The organism is Bacillus sp. C1 (genome assembly GCF_054570475.1).
Genome location: NZ_JBTMZT010000006.1, coordinates 40,001 through 61,616, shown reverse-complemented (window position 1 = coordinate 61,616; position 21,616 = coordinate 40,001). Strand labels below are relative to the sequence as shown.

Genomic DNA, 21,616 nt, shown 5'->3' with positions numbered 1-21,616 from the left:
CGATGATTTTTCAACTCACTACTCCTTTTTCTCATCATTGAAAGATTAAAAGACCCAGACAAAAAAGGACCGTGGAGAAGACCTTCTCCACAGTCTGAAAATAAACATTTGTTTTTGTAATCATTTATTCTTGAATTTGCTTATCTAAATTGTTTTTTTATGATGTTTCGAGACATCCTAATAAAATTACTTTTATCCATAATAAACAACTCTTTTCTATCCCCTGCATGCTCTTCATAAAGTTGTATCTTTCAGAACACCCTACTTTACCGTTAACGAAAGGTTTTCCCTCTCTATCTCTTCTAATCTATTTTTGAGATATTTAGATATCTTTTCCACCGCTGGAGAGAAGACGATCTCCTCGTGTGACCCAGGCACCGAATACTTATTCACTTTCCCCTGTAATAACGGCTTCCAATCCGTGAACAACTCTCTGCCTTCTTCAGCACTGAAGTAGATTACCTCTCCAAAGTATGGCGTTAAGACATGTTCTGCCATTAAATTTAAACACTTCCTGTGAGCATTGGTAATCTGTTTTAGACTCGTAAGATCCGCATCAGGCGGAAGCACGCCTTCCACGATCAACTGATTAACAAGCATGTCCTGTTGATGAACGAGTTCTTTTTCCCGCTCTACTAATCCTGAATGAATGAAATGCTCCAATATATAAGTGAGCATTTCTTCATTTGTCTTGTAATCCTGTTCTGAAGGCACCTTAGTATCCATTAGTACCAACACCTCAACTTCTTCTCCCTGGTTCCGTAACATAGTTGCGATTTCATAGGCGATGGCACCGCCCAGCGACCATCCTCCCAGACGATACGGTCCCTCTGGCTGAACGTGCTTTATTTCCTCAATGTAGAGTTGAACTACTCCAGGCAAAGTTAATCCGTCCATTCCTTCTTTCTCTACGAGAGGATTTTGTAGCCCATAAAATGAGCAGTGATCCTTGAGTAACCTTGCTAGCTGAATGTAACAGAATACATTCCCCATAAACGGATGAATACAGAAGAAAGGCCTTTTCTCTGATTCTTGTAATGGAACCAGACCCGATAACGATTTTTCCATACCATAATTGTCACGGATCAGACAAGCCATTCCTTCCACTGTCGGGTTCTCAATCAGTGCGGACACCTTAATCTCTTTTCCAAATTTCTCTCTGATTTTTGAAATCAATTTGATTACAAGGAGCGAGTGCCCCCCTCTTTCGAAGAAGTCATCATTTACATGGACACCTTCTATTTGTAGCAAATCCTGCCAAATTTTAATCAGCTGATACTCAATTTCATCCCGTGGGATGATTGGTGTAGAAAATGTACTATCTCTTTGAATCGTTAAGCTATTCAGCGCCTTTCGATCAACCTTCCCGTTTGTCGTAAGCGGAATCGCGTCTACCTTAATAAAGTGTGCAGGAACCATATAATTCGGTACTTGTCTCTTGAGATGCTCACGCCATTCATACATACTTCCTTCACCCACCACATAGGCAACCAATCTCGGATCTCCTGGTTGTTCCTCTCTTATCAAGACTACTGCCTCTTTCACCGATGGATGACTTTCTAAATTCGCTTCAATCTCTCCAAGCTCAATCCGGAAGCCTCGAATTTTCACTTGATTATCGATTCTTCCCAGATAATCCAAATGGCCATCAGCTAAATAGCGGACTAGATCTCCCGTCCGGTATAGCCGTTCCCCTTCATTAAATGGATGAGGAATAAAACGCTCGGACGTTAACTCTGGACGATTCAAGTATCCTCTCGCTAGGCCTGCTCCGCCGATATAAAGTTCACCCGTTACACCAACTGGAACAGGTAACAAATTCTCATCCAATACATAGGCTTGAACGTTCGGCAAAGGACGCCCAATGGTTACTCTCTCACTATCTTTTTTGATGCGATAGCATGTCGCATCAACCGTACATTCTGTAGGACCATACACGTTATAAAAATGGACCTTGTCGGCCTCTACTAATTGTTCCCACAGTGATGGCATAATCGCTTCTCCACCGACCAGTACCTTGCTTGGGACATGAACACTATCGTTTGTTTCTAACAACCCCTCATCTATGAGTAATTGGAGTAGTGAAGGTGTTATATCGAACATTTCCAACTTATTCTCCCGAATGTAAGATACAAACTGTTGAGGATCACTGCGAACTTCGTTTGAAATAATATACAAACTAGAACCATACAAAAGCATTTGTAATTGTTTAACGGATGAATCAAAGGCGATTGAAGCATTGAGACCAACGCGCATGTTAACAGGTGTCCGATGTGAAAAAACCTCTTTCTGTAAACCATAGGATAGATTTAATACCGAATGATGCTGCACCAAAACCCCTTTTGGATTCCCGGTCGAACCTGAAGTGTAGATAACATACGCCAAGTTTTCTCCTGTCACTTTACATATTGGTGAAAGGGTGTTTTCTTGCGAAATCATTGCTTGATCCCGTTCCAAACAAACTGTTTTAACTTCTTCAGGTATCCAACCTTGTGATACTTCGTTCGTAACCAATATTTGAATTCCTGTGTCCTCCAGAATATATCGTAGGTGACTTTCTGGATACGATGGATCCAACGGAACATAGGCTGATCCAGCTTTCAAGATTCCCATGAGACCGACAATCATCTCAACTGAACGTTGGAAACAAAGCCCGACCAATGACTCGGTCCCAATCCCACATTTCTGAAGATAATGGGCCAATTGGTTTGCTTTCTCATTCAGCTCTCGATACGTTAACTGCTGATTTTCATCCACCACTGCCACCGCATCAGGTGTACGATCCACTTGATCTTCAAACAGTTTGTGGATCACACTCTCACGTGGATACGCTGCTGCGTTATCATTCCATTCTTCCAGTAGTTGTTTCTGCTCCATTTCCGTAACATACACTAGCTCCGACAGAGTTTGATCAACGTTCTCGATCATTTGCTTTAACACCTGACTTAAATGACCCAGCATCCGTTCAATGGTAAGGCCATTAAACTTGCTACGATCATACTTCAACTTTAACAACACCTGGCTTTTTGGAACAACCGTCAATCCTAATGGATAATGAGTTTGCTCTACTCCTTCCAAACCACCAATTTCTAGATTTCCTGTAGACTCCTCTTTCACCGGGTAGTTTTCGAACACATACAAGCTATGGAACAGCGGAGTTCCTCTTGGAACTTCACTCCATCCCTGAATCTCTGTCAAAGAAGCATATTCATACTGCCTTCTTTCTATCTCTTCCTCTTGTATCTTCTGCAACCAATCCCTTACTTTCAGATTATCTGTCAACTGGATCCGTGTCGGTGATGTAGTGATAAAGGGACCTACAATGTGTTCAACATCAATAATCTCTGTAGGTCGTCCCGAGCTAGTTACGCCAAAGACAATGTCATTCTCACCGCTATATCGGCTCATAAGATATGCCCACGCACCTTGAATCACCGTACTCAAGGTAAGCTTATTGCGCTTCGCCCAGATTCGTAACGCCCGGGTCTGCTCTTCTGACAAATGAGCAACCTTCTCTGTATAGCCTTTATCTTGCTCCTTACTTTCTAAACCAAGCAGGGTTGGTGCTGTAAAACCTCTGAATTTCTCTCTCCAGAATCGTTCCGCTTTCTCCTGATCCTGCTCTTTCAGCCATTGAATATATTTCTTATATGGCGGTGACTTAGGTAAGTTCACAACCTCTCCTTTCATTCTCTTTTGATACACTGTAAGCAATTCGTTAAAGACCAATGGTAAACTCCATCCATCCAACAAAATATGATGATGCGTCCACACAACCTGGTATTCTTCCTCCGCTTCTTGAATAACAGTCACCCGCATTAATGGCGCTTCATCAAAATGAAAGGCTTGTTTTCGATCCGATGCCATAAAGGCTTTTCGTTTCTCCTCTTTTTCTTCAACAGATAGCGCACGCCAATCCAGTTCATTCAGCTTAAATGGGATATGATCATACACGACTTGTAAGGGCTCTTCAATCTCATTCCACACAAATGCCGAGCGAAAAATCTCATGCTGCTGAATCACTGATTTCCATGCCTGTTCGAAAGTAAGGATATCTAATTTCCCTTTAAGCAGGAAACTTAATTGCACCATATACGGTGCTACATGTTCATCCCCTTGATCATGCAGCGTATGAAAGATCATGCCCTCCTGCAAAGGTGATAGCGGATACAAGTCGGTAATCGACTGATCCTTTCCACGATTCATCTTAGCTAGTACTTTGTTCAACTCTGCTGAGGTAAGATTTGCAATGGCAAAATCCGAAACAGTCAGTGCAGATTCTCCATCAGAAGAATGAATCAATCCACTTAGTTGATAGAGCATATTCTCCGCAACACTTTGAATGGTCGACCTCGCAAATTGTCCAACATTGTAGACCCAAGTAAAATGAAGTTTTCCATCAGTTACAATTCCAATCACATCAATTAAATGTGATCGCTTGGAACCAGGAGCATGGTCTAAACGCGTAAATCCGGTCTCTGGAGCAAACATCGCATCTTCAGAAAACATTTGGTCAAATTGTCCAAGATAGTTAAAACTAATGGACGGCGTAGGTTGAGACTCGAATCGCTCATGCATCGCTGGATTCAAGTACCGCAAAATCCCGTAGTCAACACCCTTATTAGGAATTTGACGCACTTGTTCTTTGACTGCTTTTAATGCTGCGACAGGCGTATGGGCACCTGTAATATTCAAGTGAACAGGGTAGATACTTGTAAACCATCCCACGGTTCTCGACAGATCAACGCCTTCGATAATCTCTTCCCGACCATGTCCCTCCAAATCCACGGTCAGCGCTAGATGACCTGTCCATGCTGCCGTAGCCTGCACCAATGCTGTCAATAGTACTTCATTGATTTGGACACGATGGGTGCTTGAAATCTCTTGCAATAACGCACGGGTCTCTTTCTCATCCAGCACCACGGTAATCTCCTCGATTCCTGTGTTTACTGAATCTTCGAAGGTGACATCCACTGGTAGCATAGCTACTTCTTGTTCGGACTGCTGCTCCCAATAATCACGTACTTCTTGCGCAATCCCCGCTTCAGCATAATGGTGCAATTTCTCCGACCACACTTTAAAGGATGTACTCTTCGCCGATAATTGGATCTTCTGAGCCTGGTGCGCTTGATTATACGCCGTTTGCAGATCCTCCAATAAAATCCGCCAAGAAACACCATCCACTGCTAAGTGATGAATCACCCAGAATAATCGGCCGCCTCTTTTCTCACCTTCATCAAAGTACACCATCCTCATTAGCGGTCCTGCGTGTAAGTGTATGCTTTCTTGTGCAGTGTCAATCTCCGTTTGAATCACTTGATGCCATTCTGCTTGTGGTACTTCGTCCAATAAAATCACAGTCAGCGTCGCTTGATCTTCAATCCCTTCGTTCCGCTGTTTCCAAGTTCCAACCGATAAACATTCATATCGTAAACGTAAGGCATCATGATGGATTAAAAGAGTACGCACAGCTTTCTCCAATAATACTGTATCCAGTCGCTCTTTTGTTTTAAAGAACATGGATTGATTCCAATGATGTGGGTTTGGATGATTTTGTGCAAAAAACCTTTGCTGGATAGGTGTAAGAATCAGTTCTCCAGTTACAACCCCTTGCTCCGCTTGTACTCCTTGTTCCTCTTTGACTACTTGCGCCAACTCGGCAATCGTTTGGTGTTCAAACATTTGCTTTGGTGTCAATTGCAAACTTGCTTGCTTCGCACGAGAGACAATCTGAATGCTAAGGATCGAGTCTCCACCGCTTTCAAAAAAGTTGTCATGAATGCCAATCGGTTTTGTACCTAGTACATGTTCCCAAATTGTAGCAAGTATTTGTTCACGCTCATTTCTTGGCGCCACGTAACCTTCTTCTATCCCTTGACGATCTGGAACAGGCAAAGATTTCCGGTCGATCTTTCCATTTATGTTCAGTGGTAACTCGTCCATCTCGACAAAGTAGGAGGGAACCATATGGCTTGGCAATTTTGCTTTGAGATACTCGCGCCATTCTTCTTTACTTCCTTCCCCCACTACATAGGCTACCAATCGCTTACTTCCAGGCTGATCTTCCCTCACCATCACAACTGCCTCTTTTACTGCGGGCTGCTCCTGCAAGGTTGCCTCAATTTCCCCAAGCTCAATTCGGAAACCTCGAATTTTCACTTGATTATCGACTCTTCCTACATAATCCAAGTTCCCATCAGGAAGGTACCTCACGAGATCTCCTGTTCGATATAGCCTCTCTCCTTCTTTGAACGGATGAGAAATAAATCGTTCGGACGTTAACTCTGGACGATTCAAGTATCCTCTCGCTAGACCTGATCCGCCTATATATAGCTCTCCCGTTGTACCGATGGGAACAGTTTGCAAATGCTCGTTCAAAACATACACTTGGACATTTGGCAATGGACGACCTATCGATAATCGTTGATCTTTTCTAAGATAAGAATAAGTCGTATCGACCGTACATTCTGTCGGGCCATACACATTATAAAATGCGACATTATCCGCCGCTACTAATTGCTCCCATAATGATGGTTCAATCGCTTCACCACCTACCAGTACCTTACTAGGTACATGAGCACCATCACACGCCTCCAATAGCCCTCCATCGATCAGCAACCGAAGCATGGACGGTGTTACATCCATCACATCCAGCAGGTTTTCTTGAATATAGGAAACAAACCGGCTTGGATCAGAACGAACTTCTGTGGGAATAACATATAAGCACCCACCATACAAAAGCATTTGCAATTGCTTTATAGAGGAATCGAAAGCGATTGAAGCATTTAAACCAACCCGAACGTTACATGCATCGTATGAAAAAATTTCGCTCTGTAATGCGTGAGATAGATTTAATAGCGCGTCATGCTGAATCACAACTCCCTTTGGATTTCCTGTCGAACCCGAGGTATAGATGACGTACGCCGCATTTTCTCCTACGACTTTACTCGGCGGTGACAGCACGCTCTCTTGTGCAATCAGCATTTGATCGCGATCCAGACAAATTGCCTCGACTTCTCTCCATAACTCAACCTGTGATCCTTCGGTTGTTACAAGTGTTTTCATCTTCGTATCTTTCAAAATGAACTGCAATCGTTCTTTTGGATATTCTGGGTCAAGTGGTACATACGCTCCCCCTGCTTTCAAGATCCCCATTAATCCTACGACCATCTGAGCAGAGCGCTCGATACAAAGACCAACAAGAGACTCCTGCCCAACTCCCTTTTTCTGGAGGTAACGAGCCAATTGGTTCGCCTTCTCATTCAACTCTTGATAAGTTAGTTTTTGTTCTTCATACACGACTGCTATCGCATCTGGCGAACGCTCGGCTTGCTTCTCAAATAACTCATGGAACATATATTCATGCGAATACACTACTTCCGTATCATTCCACTCTTCCAGCAACTGCTGATCCAATCCCGATAGCATCGGCAACTGCATCAGTGATTGATCAGGATGTTCTACAATTTCATTCAACCAGTTTTCAAAATGCCCAGCCATCCGTCTGATAGTTACAACATCAAATAAATCAGTCTTATAAGTAAAGGAAAGGAATAAACCCTCTTCCACCTCTGCAGCGCTTAAACTCAAATCAAACTTCGCAATCGAAACATGACTTTCCATCGCTTCTACACTTCTTCCATGAAGCTCTGGTAGCTCTTGTTTCGTGTTTTGCAAGGTAAACATCGTTTGGAAAATCGGCGAATGGCTTGTACTTCTCTCTGGTTGCACAACTTCCACAATTTTTTCAAATGGAATATCTTGATATTCATATGCTTTCAGTGCCTTTTGACGCACCTGAGACAAGATATCTTGGAAGGTCGGTGTACCACTCAAATCAGCACGATAAACCAGCGTATTGACAAAGAAACCAATCAACCCTTCAATCTCGCGATAATTCCGATTTGCAATCGGGCTTCCGACAAGAATATCCGATTGTCCTGTATAACGGGCAAGGAAGCTTTGATACGATGCCATTAGGGTCATGAAGAGCGTCGATCCTTCTTGTCGACTAAGTTCGTTCAGTTTGTCGCGTAACGAGCGTGACAACAACATAGTGTATGTCGATCCACGATGGGTTTGCACAGCGGGACGAGGACGATCCATTGGCAACATTAAAACTGGTAACTCGCCAGACAGCTCTTCCTTCCAGTATGCAAGCTGGTGATCAAGTATTTCTTCTTTCAACCAATCTCTTTGCCATTGGGCAAAATCGGCATATTGAACCGGTAATGGTGCGAGTTCTGCTGCCTTTCCACCAACCGCCTCTTCATAAAATGCCATCCATTCTTGGAGTAAGACTTCCATCGACCAGCCATCCGAGATAATATGATGCATGGTACAAAGCAGAATCCATTCTTCTTCTGCGATTTGCACAATTTTCCCACGGAACAATGGACCTTGTTCTAAATCAAATGGCGCTTCTACTTCGTTTTGGATCCATTGTTTCATTTCTCTTTCTTGTTCTTCCCGAGAAAGCGTAGTTAGATCTATTTGGGGAAGAGATCGAAAAGCATACGGTTGAATCTGCTGCACAGGATGGCCGTCCACTTCATGGAACACCGTCCGCAAAGATTCATGACGCTCTATCAACTGATTCCATCCCGTTTCCAATGCTTCATGTACCCAGTTCCCTGTAAGACGGCATACTATCGGTATATTATAAAGTGCACTATTTGGCATAAATTGGTCGATGAACCATAGGCGCTGTTGCGCATAAGAGAGCGGAATAAGTTCTCCCAGTTCCATTGGCATAAGCGGTGGAATCTCTCGTTTTCTGCCTCCTTTAAGCAATTGATCCAATCGCTTAGCCAACGCTTCTACTGTTGAATGCTCAAACAGTTCACGCACCAGCAGTTCGATTTGTAATGCTTCTTTTAACCGTGAGACAACTTGGGTAGCAAGTAGCGAGTGTCCACCTCGGTCGAAGAAGGAATCCTGAACACCAATATTTTCTATGCCTAGCACTTGCCCCCATACCGATGCGATGAGCTCTTCCATCGGAGTTCGTGGGTATACTTTATTTTCAGTAAGTGATTCATCAGGTACAGGCAATGCTTTCAAATCGAGTTTTCCATTCGGTGTAAGTGGTAAAAATGCCATCTCGACAAAGTGTGCTGGAACCATGTAATTTGGTAAATGGATTTGCAGATGCTCCCGCCATTCATGAACACTTCCCTCACCAACTACATAAGCTACCAAACGCTTGTCTCCTGAATGATCCTCTCTTACTAGTACAACCGCTTCTTTCACAGATAAATGTGCTTGCAAAGTTGCTTCAACTTCTCCCAGTTCAATCCGAAAACCACGAATCTTTACTTGGTCATCCATACGACCATGGAACTGGAGATTGCCATCAGGAAGGTAACTTGCTCTATCCCCAGTGTAATAGAGACGTTCCCCTGACTTGAACGGATGCGGAATAAATTTTTCCTCCGTAAGTTCCGGACGATTGATATAGCCACGAGCAAGGCTCTTTCCTCCGATATAGAGATCTCCAATTACCCCCACCGGCACTAGCTGAAGGTGAGAATCTAACACATATACTTCTGTATTTGCAATCGGTCGACCAATCGACGGAGTACCTGTTGTCATCCCTACAGACACGTAACAATCAGTCGTAACGACAGTATTTTCCGATGGTCCATACTGATTTATCACTGCAAAAGGGATATATTTAGATGGATACTGTGTTAACTGATCTCCTCCCGTAATGATAAAACGGAGATCCGTCTTCTCTGGCCAAGATAATTTCAAGAGTCTTTCTAAAATAGGTGTAGGCGCAAAGCTAGCCGTGATTCGTGAATCAATGAGCCAATCTCGTAAGGCCTCTGGATTGATCCGCAACTCTTCTGTTGATAGGTATAGTGCTGCACCAGCAGTGAGATAAGGCCAAATCTCCTGCACCGCTGAGTCGAAGGCAATCCCCGCAATTTGAGTCGCACGATCCTGCGCTGTAATTTGGTATACCGCTTGATGCCAAGAGACCATATTCATCAATGACCGGTATTCGACCATGACCCCCTTTGGCTTTCCTGTAGAGCCGGAGGTGTAGACGATATAGGCTAAGTGCTCTGGTTTCACCTGCCGCTTCGGTGCAATTGTGCTTTCATCTGTTATCTCTTCTAATCTCACCGTTTCAACCTGTTCGGAAAGGCTTTCTTGCCCTGCTGTCGTTACCACGATTTTGATCCCCGCATCTTCAATCATGTACTCTAACCTTGATTTCGGATACAACGGATCTAGGACGACATAGGCCCCGCCAGCTTTTAATATACCAAGTAAACTTACCATGAGCTCAGCCGATCTTGGGAGATAGACACCCACAACCGATTCAGGAACAACCCCTTTTCTCTGCAAAACATGTGCCAACTGATTTGCTTGCGCATCCAGTTCACCGTAGGTCCACTCTCTCATTTGATCGACCACTGCAATCGCATCAGGCTCCCTCACTACTCGATCCTCAAATCTGTCGCAAATAAGACCTTCTTGGGACATTTCCATTGCGGTGTCATTCCATGTCTCTAATAACAAATCACGCTCGAATTCGGATAACACCTCTAGACGATTCAACGGTTTTTGTGGATAATGAGAAACTTCATGTAACCATGTTTCAAAATGTCCTGCCATTCGTTCGATAGTTGTAACATCAAACAAATCCTGATTGTATTCAAAAGAGAAGATTAATCCTTCTTCCGTCTCAGTTGCCATGACACTTAAATCAAATTTCGCGATTGGACTATGACTTTCTATCATTTCGATCTTTTTACCAGACAATAATGGAAGCTCTTGTTTCATATTTTGTAAAATGAACATCGTCTGGAAAATCGGCGAATGACTCGTACTCCGTTCGGGTTGCACAACTTCCACAATTTTTTCAAATGGAATATCTTGATATTCATATGCTTTCAGTGCCTTTTGACGCACCTGAGACAAAATATCTTGGAAGGTCGGTGTACCACTCAGATCAGCACGATAAACCAACGTGTTCACGAAGAAACCAATTAATCCTTCAATCTCTCTATAATTACGATTCGCAATCGGACTTCCAACGAGAATATCTTCTTGTCCTGTATAACGGGAAAGGAAGCTTTGGTACGCAGCCAACAGGGTCATGAAGAGCGTCGATCCTTCTTGATGACTGAGCTCATTCAGTTTGTCACGTAACGAACGTGACAGCAGCACAGTGTGTGTCGATCCGCGATGAGTTTGTACCGCAGGACGAGGACGATCCATTGGCAGTTGTAGTACAGGAAGCTCACCAGACAATTCTTCTTGCCAATAGTGAAGCTGCTGTTCAAGCACCTCTTCCTTCAACCATCCCTTTTGCCACTGTGCAAAGTCCGCATATTGGATTGATAATGGTTTAAGTTCCGCCACTTTCCCATCCGTTGCTTCCTCATAGAAAGCTATCCATTCTTCAAGTAGGACCCCCATCGACCATCCATCCGAAATGATATGATGCATGGTGCCAAGAAGAACCCATTCCTCTTCTCCTACTCGCAAGATGTTTGTCCGAATCAACGGTCCCTCTTCTAAATCAAATGGCACTTCTGTTTCTTGCTGAATCAAACGCTTAACTTCTGCTTCTCGCTCTTCCGGAGAAAGCATAGTTAAATCCATTTGGGAAAGAGACCTGAAAACATATGGCTGAATCCGCTGCACAGGATGACCATCTACTTCATAGAACACCGTCCGCAAAGATTCATGGCGCTCTATCAGCTGATTCCATCCCTTCTCCAATGCTTCGAGTACCCAATTCCCTGTAAGACGGCATACCATTGGCATATTATAAAGTGCACTATTCGGCGTGAATTGATCGATAAACCATAGGCGCTGTTGCGCATAAGAGAGCGGGATGACTTCTCCCCGTTCCATCGGTATAAGCGGTGGAATCTCTCTTTTCTTGTCTCCTTTACGCAATTGATCCAATCGTTTCGCCAGTGCCTCCACCGTTGGATACTCAAACAGTTCACGTACTGGTAATTCGACTTGAAAAACTTCTTTTAACCGTGAGACAACTTGGGTAGCAAGTAGCGAGTGTCCACCGAGTTCGAAGAAAGAATTCTGAACACCAATATTTTCTATCCCTAGCACTTGACTCCATACCGATGCAACGAGCTCTTCGACTGGTGTTCGTGGTGAAACTGTGGCACTATTTACGCTCATAGACTGTATATCCAATGCCAGTAAGGCTTTGCGATCGATTTTTCCATTCGGAGTGAGTGGCATCGCTTCTATCTCGACAAAGTGTGCCGGAACCATGTAATTCGGTAATTGCACCTTGATGTGCTCACGCCATTCTCTAGTGTTCCCTTCACCCACCACATAAGCTACTAACCGCTTATCTCCGGGATGATCTTCCCTTACTAACACGACAGCCTCTTTCACAGATGAATGATCGTGTAAGACCGCTTCAACCTCTCCCAACTCAATCCGGAAGCCCCTGATTTTCACTTGGTTATCTATTCTTCCAATGTACTCCAAGTTGCGATCATTCAGATACCTCACCAGGTCCCCCGTCCGATAGAGCTGTTCCCCTTCCTTAAATGGATGCGGAATAAAACGTTCAGCAGTTAACTCTGGACGATTGAAATAACCACGTGCCAAACCTACACCACCAAGGTAAAGTTCCCCGGCCACACCAATTGGTACTACCTGTTGGTTTTGATCTAAGACATACAACTTCGTATTATCAATCGGACGACCAATTGGAATAAGCACCGGTTCTTTCTCTAAATCACAATCATAGTAAGTGACATCTACAGTCGCTTCGGTAGGACCATACAAGTTGCATAACTTCGTTTGCTGAAAATCATAAAACACACCCTTAAACCGGCGAACTTGTTCAGTATTTAACGCTTCTCCACTTGTGAAAACCTGACACAAAGACGATACGTCCTTTTTCACTTTGGATTGTTCCATATACTCCAAGAAAGTAGATAACATCGACGGAACAAAGTGCATCGTGGTCACGCGATATCGCTCAATACACTCCTCCATCATTGCAGGATCCTTCTCGCCACCCGGTGGAAGTAGACAAACACGCGCCCCTACAAATGACCACCAAAATAATTCCCACACAGAGACATCAAACGAAAACGGCGTTTTTTGAAGAATTGTATCCTGTTCAGATAGTGGATAATTTTTTTGCATCCACTGTAATCGGTTAATAACCGAGTGGTGTTCAATCATCACTCCCTTCGGATTCCCTGTCGAACCTGAAGTGTAAATGATATACGCCAAGTTGTTTGCTGTCACTCCACTCACTGGCGCCAAGCTACTCTCTTTAGAAATCGCTGCTTGATCCCGATCCAAACAAATCGCTTGGATACCTTCGGGCAACCAGTCCTGTAGTGCTTCCTTTGTTAAAAGTACTTGAATCTGTGAGTTCTTTAAAATGTACCTTAGGCGCTTTTCGGGATAGCTCGGATCCAGTGGGACATAAGCCCCACCCGCTTTAAGAATCCCAAAGAGACCAATGATCATATCAGGTGAACGCTCGACACATATACCGACCAATGACTCAGGTCCTATCCCTCGTTTCTGTAAATAATGTGCCAATTGATTCGCTCTCTCGTTGAGTTCTTGATATGTCAGCTGCCCACCTTCGTACACTACCGCCACTGCTTCTGGTGTACGCGCAACCTGCTGCTCAAACAGTTCGTGAATCATACTCTCATGTGCATAAACTACGTCAGTGTCATTCCATTCTTCCAAGAGCAGCTTCTGTTCTGTGTCCGATAGCATCGATAACTCTGTAAATGATTCATCTGGATGATGTACAATTTCGTTCAACCAGTTTTCAAAATGCCCTGCCATACGCGAAATGGTACTACTATCAAATAAATCTGTATTGTATTCAAAAGAGACAAATAGACCTGCTTCCACTTCAAAAGTAGTTAGACTCAAATCGAATTTCGCAATGGCGATATTACTTTCTATCATTTCCAAACTTCTACCAGACAGTTCTACTCGTTCTTGTTTTATATTCTGTAGTGTAAACATGGTCTGGAAGATAGGCGAATGACTCGTACTCCGTTCAGGTTGTACAGCTTCTACCACTTTTTCAAACGGGATATCTTGATATTCATACGCTTTCAACGCCTTTTTCTTTACTTGCGACAAAATCTCCTGGAACGTAGGAGTTCCACTTAAATCCGCCCGATAGACCAACGTATTAACAAAGAAACCGATTAATCCCTCTACTCCTTTATGATTCCGATTTGCAATCGGACTTCCAACGAGAATATCTTTTTGTCCTGTATAACGAGCAAGAAAGCTCTGATATGCAGCCATTAATGTCATAAATAAGGTGGATCCTTCTCGTCGACTTAAATCCTTTAATTCACTGAGCAGTTTGTGAGGAAGAGTCACGCCATACGTGTCCCCAGCGTACGTTTGCGTAACCGGTCGCGGGCGATCCACTGGCAGTTGTAGTATAGGAAGCTCACCAGACAATTCTTCCTGCCAATACGTGAGTTGTCGATCCAACACTTCACCCTGCAACCACTGCTTTTGCCATTTCGCAAAGTCTGCATATTGAATTGATAATGAACTAAGTTCAGCAGGCTTCCCACTCATTTCTTCCTCATAAAAAGCAAGCAATTCATTGATTAATATGCCGATAGACCACGCATCAGAAATAATATGATGCATGGTACATAGCAATAACCATTCCTCATTCCCTAATTGAACCAGCTGATTCCGAATCAAAGGACCATTCATTAAATCAAACGGATCCTGTGCTTCTTTAGCAATTAAACTCTCTATCTCTTTTTCTTTTACTTCTAAAGGAAGATGAGAATAATCCTCTACAGGTAGTTTTCTAGGAAGGAATTCGACAATATGTTGTACAGGTTGATCCCTTATTTCCTTAAAAACGGTGCGTAATGATTCATGACGCTCAATGAGTCGATTTAATCCCTTTTCCAATGCTTCAGGTATCCAATTTCCTTTTAAACGCCATACTGTTGGAATATTATATAACGAACTGTTTGGGTTAAATCGATCCATAAACCATAAACGTTGTTGTGCATAGGACAACGGAAGCTCTTCTTTATTCTCCTTTTTCTGCATCTGCTTCTGAAGCCATGCTCTCTTCTCAGGAGAAAGCGAATTCAGCTTTGCAAGTAAATCACTTCTCATTTTTTTACCCCTTCCTCAACCAAATTGCTTTCGAATATACTTTGCGCTTCTTCCTCTGATAGCTCTTCCAATTGCTTAAGAAGTTCAAGTAACTCTTCATCATCATTCGCTGCAGCTTCTTTTTGAATATAGTCTTGAAAACTTACATTCTCCTTACTATCATTCTGTGCTTGCTCATTTCCACTACGGCGCAACTGATCAATCCATTCCGCTAATTCCTGCACCGTATGATGCGTAAAGAAGTCATACAGTGGTAACTCAATTCCAAAGGCTTCTTTCAGATTAGAAACAGCTTGTGTTGCGAGTAATGAATGGCCACCGAGTTCAAAAAACGAATCATGAATCCCGATATTTTCCATACCCAAAACTTGATGCCATATTGAAACAATCACTTCTTCCGTAGGTGTACGAGGGGCAACATAACCACCCTCTGCTTCCTTGCGCTCTGGTGCTGGTAAAGCTTTCCGATCGATTTTCCCATTTGGAGTGAGTGGGAACGCTGTCAATCCAACAAAGTGTGCCGGAACCATGTAATTTGGTAATTTGGTCTTGAGATAATCACGCCACACATAAGCATTTCCTTCTCCCACTACATAGGCAACTAAACGCTGATCACCCGGATGGTCTTCGCGTACCATCACAACGACTTCGTTAACCGATGAATGACTTTGTAACGTCGCTTCAACCTCCCCTAGCTCAATCCGGAACCCACGGATTTTCACTTGATGATCGACCCGACCGAGATAATCCAAATTCCCGTCCGGTAAATACCTCACAAGGTCTCCCGTCCGATATACTCGCTCCCCATCTTTAAATGGATGCGGGATAAAACGCTCGTTTGTTAAGTCAGGACGATTTAAGTAGCCACGCGCCAATCCTGATCCCCCAATATAGAGCTCACCCACTACACCAATCGGTACCATTTGTTGGTTTGCGCTGAGTACATACACTTCTGTGTTGGAGATGGGTCTACCAATCGGTGGTACCTTGTGTATGACACTCTTTTCTAGCTTCATATACGTGGAGTAAGTAGTATCTTCGGATGGGCCGTATAGGTTGTATACCTTTTCAATTAGACTTCTCTCATATAAGTGCTGGACAAGCGACTGCGCTAACGGTTCTCCAGCCAAATTCACCACCTTTACCGAAGAAGGAATTATCTTTGCTCGAATTAATTCCTTCGCTGCTGATGGTACAGTATTGATCAATGTCACATCTTTCGTAGACAACTTGTCTAGATGAAGGGCATTTTCAGCGACAATCACTTTGCCACCTATCGTCAAAGGAACAAATACTTCAAAAACCGATAGATCAAAGGATAGTGAAGTTGACGCCAGCACTCCCGCTAATTCCTGTCTGGAATACGTTTGATGTGCCCAATGGATCATCGTTACTGTACTCCGATGCTCAATCATTACTCCCTTAGGGTTGCCAGTGGACCCTGAGGTATAGATGATATAAGCTAAGTTAGCGCTTGTTACTTCACTCATACATGCCGTCGTTACTTCCCGCTTGATCGCCGCTCGATCACGATCGATACAAATTACATCAACAGATCCAGGTAACGTCATTTTTTGCTGCAATTTTTCCTGTGTCACTAGTACTTCAATATGAGCATCCGCTAAAATATAGCGTAGCCGACTCTCCGGATACGCAGGATCAATCGGAACATACGCTCCTCCTGCTTTCATGATTCCTAAGAGACCAACAATCATCTCAGATGAACGTGTAATACTAATCCCAACTAATGATTCGCATCCCACACCCCGCTTCTGAAGATAATGGGCCAACTGATTGGAACGTTCGTTCAGTTCTCGATACGTTAGTTCCTCATCTTCGCACACTACCGCAATTGCTTCTGGTGTTTTCTCCACTTGTTCTTCAAACAATGTATGAATCGTGCTTTCATGTATGTCCACAACACCTGTGTCATTCCATCCCTCTAGTAACTGCTTATATTCTACTTTCGAAAGCATATTCAGTTCCGATAGTGAATCTTTTGAATGGGATACAATTTCATATAACCAATGTTCAAAATGGCCTGCCATTCGTTCAATCGTTGCAGCATTAAATAAATCTGTATTATATTCAAAAGTTAGCAATAACCCTTCTTCCGTCTCCGATGCAAACAAACTTAAATCAAATTTGGCAACCGACATCTGGCTTTCCATCATCTCCATGTTTCTTTCAGAAAGCTGAGGGAACCCTTGTTTCGTATTCTGTAAGGTAAACATGGTTTGGAAAATCGGCGAATGACTCGTATTCCGTTCAGGTTTTACGGCTTCTACCACTTTCTCAAACGGAATATCTTGATACTCATATGCTTTTAATGCTTTTTTTCGTACCTGCGACAGAAGCTCTTGGAACGTCGGATTTCCACTGAGATTAGCTCGATAAACCAACGTATTTGCAAAGAAACCAATTAATCCTTCGGTCTCTCTCATATTTCGGTTCGCAATCGGACTTCCAACCAAAATGTCGTCTTGTCCCGTATAACGAGAAAGGAAACTTTGATACGCCGCCATTAAAGTCATGAATAAGGTGGATCCTTCCTGCCGGCTTAACTCCTTTAATTTTTCCTGTAGGGAATTCGATAACATCAGAGACTGATTTGCACCACGGTGAGTTTGAACAGCAGGTCGGGAACGATCCATCGGTAGTTGCAAGACCGGTAACTCGCCAGCCAATTCTGCCTTCCAATATTGAAGGTGCTGATCAAGATCCTCTTCTTTTTGCCATTCTTTTTGCCACAGGGCAAAGTCGGCATATTGGACCGGTAACTTCTTCAACTCCATTGTCTTTCCACTTATCGCTCCTTCATAAAAAGCCATCCACTCTTCGAGTAAGATTCCCATTGACCATCCATCCGCAATAATATGATGCATCGTACAAAGGAGTACCCATTCCTCGTTGTCCATTTTCAAAATCCGCGTCCGAATCAAAGGACCTTGTCCTAAGTGAAATGGTTCTTCAGCTTCGTTTTGAATGATCCGTTTCATCTCTCTTTCCCTGTCTTCCAGAGAGAACGTTGTTAAATCCATTTGTGGAAGGGATCTGAAAACATGTGACTGAATCTGCTGAACAGGTTGACCCTCTCGCTCATGAATCACCGTCCGCAATGATTCATGACGTTCAATCAACTGATTCCATCCCGTCTCCAGTGCTTCAAGCGACCATTTCCCAGTCAGTCGACATGCTGCATGAATATTGTACAGCGCACTATTTGGCATTAATTGATCAATAAACCATAGACGTTTCTGTGCGTAGGAAAGCGGAATCGCTTCTTCCCGTGTCATAGGTACAAGTGGGGGAATCTCTCGCTTTTTATCTCCTTTACACAACTGCTCCACTCGCTTCGCCAGCGCCTCCACCGTATCGTACTTGAAAAGTTCGCGTAGTGGGATTTTAGTTTGAAATGCTTCTTGTAATCGAGAAACGATTTGGGTAGCGAGTAGTGAGTGCCCACCCAGCTCAAAGAAAGAATCCTGAATGCCGATATTTTCTATTCCTAACACTTGACTCCAAATCGAGACGATGAGCTCTTCCGACGGCGTTCTCGGTAGGACGTTAAAATCTCTCATAGATTGTACATCCGGTGCTGGTAAAGCTTTTCGGTCTATTTTCCCATTAGGAGTAAGCGGGAAATGTTCCAACGCTATAAGGTGCGCTGGGACCATGTGATTCGGTAGTTGGTCCTGCAGATACTCTCGCCACTTTTGGATATTTCCATCGCTTATCACATACGCTACCAATCGCTGATCGCCTGGACGATCTTCTCTTACTAGCACAACAGCCTCTTTAATAGACGAATGCCTTTCTAAAGTTGCTTCAATTTCTCCAAGTTCAATCCGAAAACCACGCATTTTCACTTGATGGTCTATTCTTCCTATAAATTCTAAATTTCCATCCGCTAGATATCTTACTAAATCTCCAGTTCGATATAGCCGTTCTCCTAATTGAAACGGATGCGGAACGAACCGTTCAGCAGTCAAATCAGGTCGGTTTAAGTAACCACGTGCTAAGCCTGCACCACCAATATACAACTCACCCTCTATCCCTATCGATTGCAAGCGCCGATTCTGATCTAACACATACAGCTGAATATTTTGTATTGGATTACCAATAGACACAAATTCTTGATTAGGTTGACAGTCAAATGCATTCACGTAAATAGTTGCTTCTGTTGGTCCATAAAAGTTGGTCAATTTAACTTGTCCGCTCCGATCCCAGTACTGTTGAAATCGTCTAACCAACCCTGGACTAAGTTCTTCTCCACCGGAAAATACATGACGCACAGATGAACATTTCAGCTGCAACTCAATATGATCGAAATGATCTAAAAAAACAGATAGCATCGAGGGAACAAATTGAACAACGGTAACTTGGTGCTTCTCTATCACTTCCGCTATTATCGAAGGATCTTTCTCTCCACCCGGAGGAAGGAAAGATACACATGCTCCTACACTAATCCCCCAAAATAGCTCCCACACAGATACGTCAAATGAAATCGGTGTTTTCTGCAAGACCACATCCCTTTCAGAGATTGGATATTGATGTTGCATCCATTCAAGGTAATTGATCACGGAATGATGCTCGATCATCACTCCCTTTGGTTTTCCTGTCGACCCTGAAGTATACATGACGTATGCTAAATTTTTTCCTGTTACACTGCTTATACATGCAGTCGGTTCTTCCTGTTCAATCGCAATCTGATCTTGATCCATACAAATTGTTTCGACTTGTTCGGATATACCTATTTTTCCTAACCTTTCTTGCGTTACTAGTACTTCGATTCTAGCATCTTCTACTATATAGCGTAGCCGACTCTCGGGATACGCAGGGTCAAGCGGTACGTAAGCTCCTCCTGATTTTAGAATCCCTAGCAGCCCTATCATCATTTGTAGAGATCGTTCCATATATACACCGACTAAAGACTCTGAACCCACACCACGCTTCTGTAAATAATGGGCCAGCTGATTAGCACGCTCATTCAGCTCTCTATAGGTAAGTTTCTCATTTTCATAAATAACCGCAATCGCTTCTGGTGTTTTCTCCGCTTGCTCCTCAAATAACGTATGAATCATGCTCTCACATGAATATTCCACTTCGGTATCATTCCATTTCTCTAGCAATTGTGCTTGCTCTTCCATTGTTAAATAGGTAATTTCAGATAGCTTTTGATCTGAGCGTTTCGTCATCTGGAGCAATGTTTGCGATAAATGCCCCTGAATCCGGTGAATGGTCTCTTCATCAAAATGATACCGGTCATACATTAACTTCAAAGTGATCTGCTGGCCTGGCATTGCAATGAGCGTCAAAGGATAATTTGTTTGTTCTGCACTTTGGATCTCTAGTAATCTTAAATCAGCATTGCGCTCTCCTTGGATCGGGTAATTTTCGAATACATACAAGGTATGAAATAAAGCACTACTCCTTGGAACTTCACTCCAACCTTGAATATCGACCAGCGAATTATACTCGTATTGTCTCCGTTCCATTTCTTTCATCTGTATCTTACGGAGCCAATCTACTACTGATGTATCATCCGTTACACGAATTCGGGTAGGCAATGTGTTAATGAATAGACCAACCATTTTCTCTGCTCCTACTAACTCAGTAGGACGCCCAGAGCTAGTCACACCAAATACGATGTCGCTTTCGCCGCTATACCGGCTCATCAAGTAGGCCCAGGCTCCTTGTACTAACGTATTTAATGTTAGCTGACTATTTCGTACCCACTCTTGTAAAGTTTCAGTCAATTCCTCAGATAGCTGATAAACGCTCTCTCCATACCCCTTCTCCTGTCCTTGTTCACTTCTTTCTATCGCTAATGGTGTAGGTGCATGAAATCCTTTTAATTCTTCTGTCCAAAATTTCTCAGCTTCACTTCGATCTTGTTTATTAATCCACTGGATATATTTTTTGTAGGGAAGAGACTTAGGAAGATCCAATGCTTCTCCCTTTATCATCTTGAGATACACTTCCATCACTTCACTAAAGACGAGAGACACACTCCATCCGTCCATCAAAATATGATGATGCGTCCAAATGATTCTCGTTTCTTCTTCTGCTTCTTTAATTGCAGTGATTCTCATCAACGGTGCGTCGTCTAACGAAAATCCTTGCCTCCGATCAGCATTCAAAAACTGGTGTAATTTCTTTTCTCTTTCTCCACATGGAAGAGCGCTCCAGTCTTCTCGACGAATGGTAAAAGGAAGACGTTGATAAACAGCTTGCAATGGCTTTTCTACTTCCTCCCAAACAAAAACCGAACGTAGAATCTCATGTCGGTGAATGACGTATTCCCAAGCTTTTTCAAAAGTAGCAACATCCAATTGACCACCGAGTAAGAAACCTACCTGTACAATGTAGGCAAAAGAATGATCATCATCTTGATCATATAAAGTATGGAACAGCATCCCTTTTTGCAAAGGTGATAATCCGTATATATCGATAATATCTCCCATCG

The 21,616-nt window shown here is 43.2% G+C and carries 2 protein-coding genes; both read right to left on the bottom strand.

The genetic code is table 11. The features are described 5' to 3' along the window. Positions 1 to 261 precede the first annotated feature (261 nt). Complete coding sequence (locus ACX5JI_RS17330; RefSeq protein ID WP_459502279.1) at positions 262 to 15,147, bottom strand: non-ribosomal peptide synthetase; 14,886 nt, start codon at positions 15,145 to 15,147, stop codon at positions 262 to 264. Next, on the bottom strand, positions 15,144 to 21,614 hold the full coding sequence (locus ACX5JI_RS17325) for a non-ribosomal peptide synthetase (protein WP_459502277.1): 6,471 nt from the start codon (positions 21,612 to 21,614) through the stop codon (positions 15,144 to 15,146). Before ACX5JI_RS17325 ends, ACX5JI_RS17330 begins: the two co-directional genes overlap by 4 nt. Positions 21,615 to 21,616 lie beyond the last annotated feature (2 nt).

What these genes read in the sequence shown, in the direction of transcription:
- ACX5JI_RS17330 (WP_459502279.1), bottom strand. Translation starts at nt 15,147, where the DNA reads ATGAGAAGTGATTTACTTGCAAAGCTGAATTCGCTTTCTCCTGAGAAG.
- ACX5JI_RS17325 (WP_459502277.1), bottom strand. Translation starts at nt 21,614, where the DNA reads ATGGGAGATATTATCGATATATACGGATTATCACCTTTGCAAAAAGGG.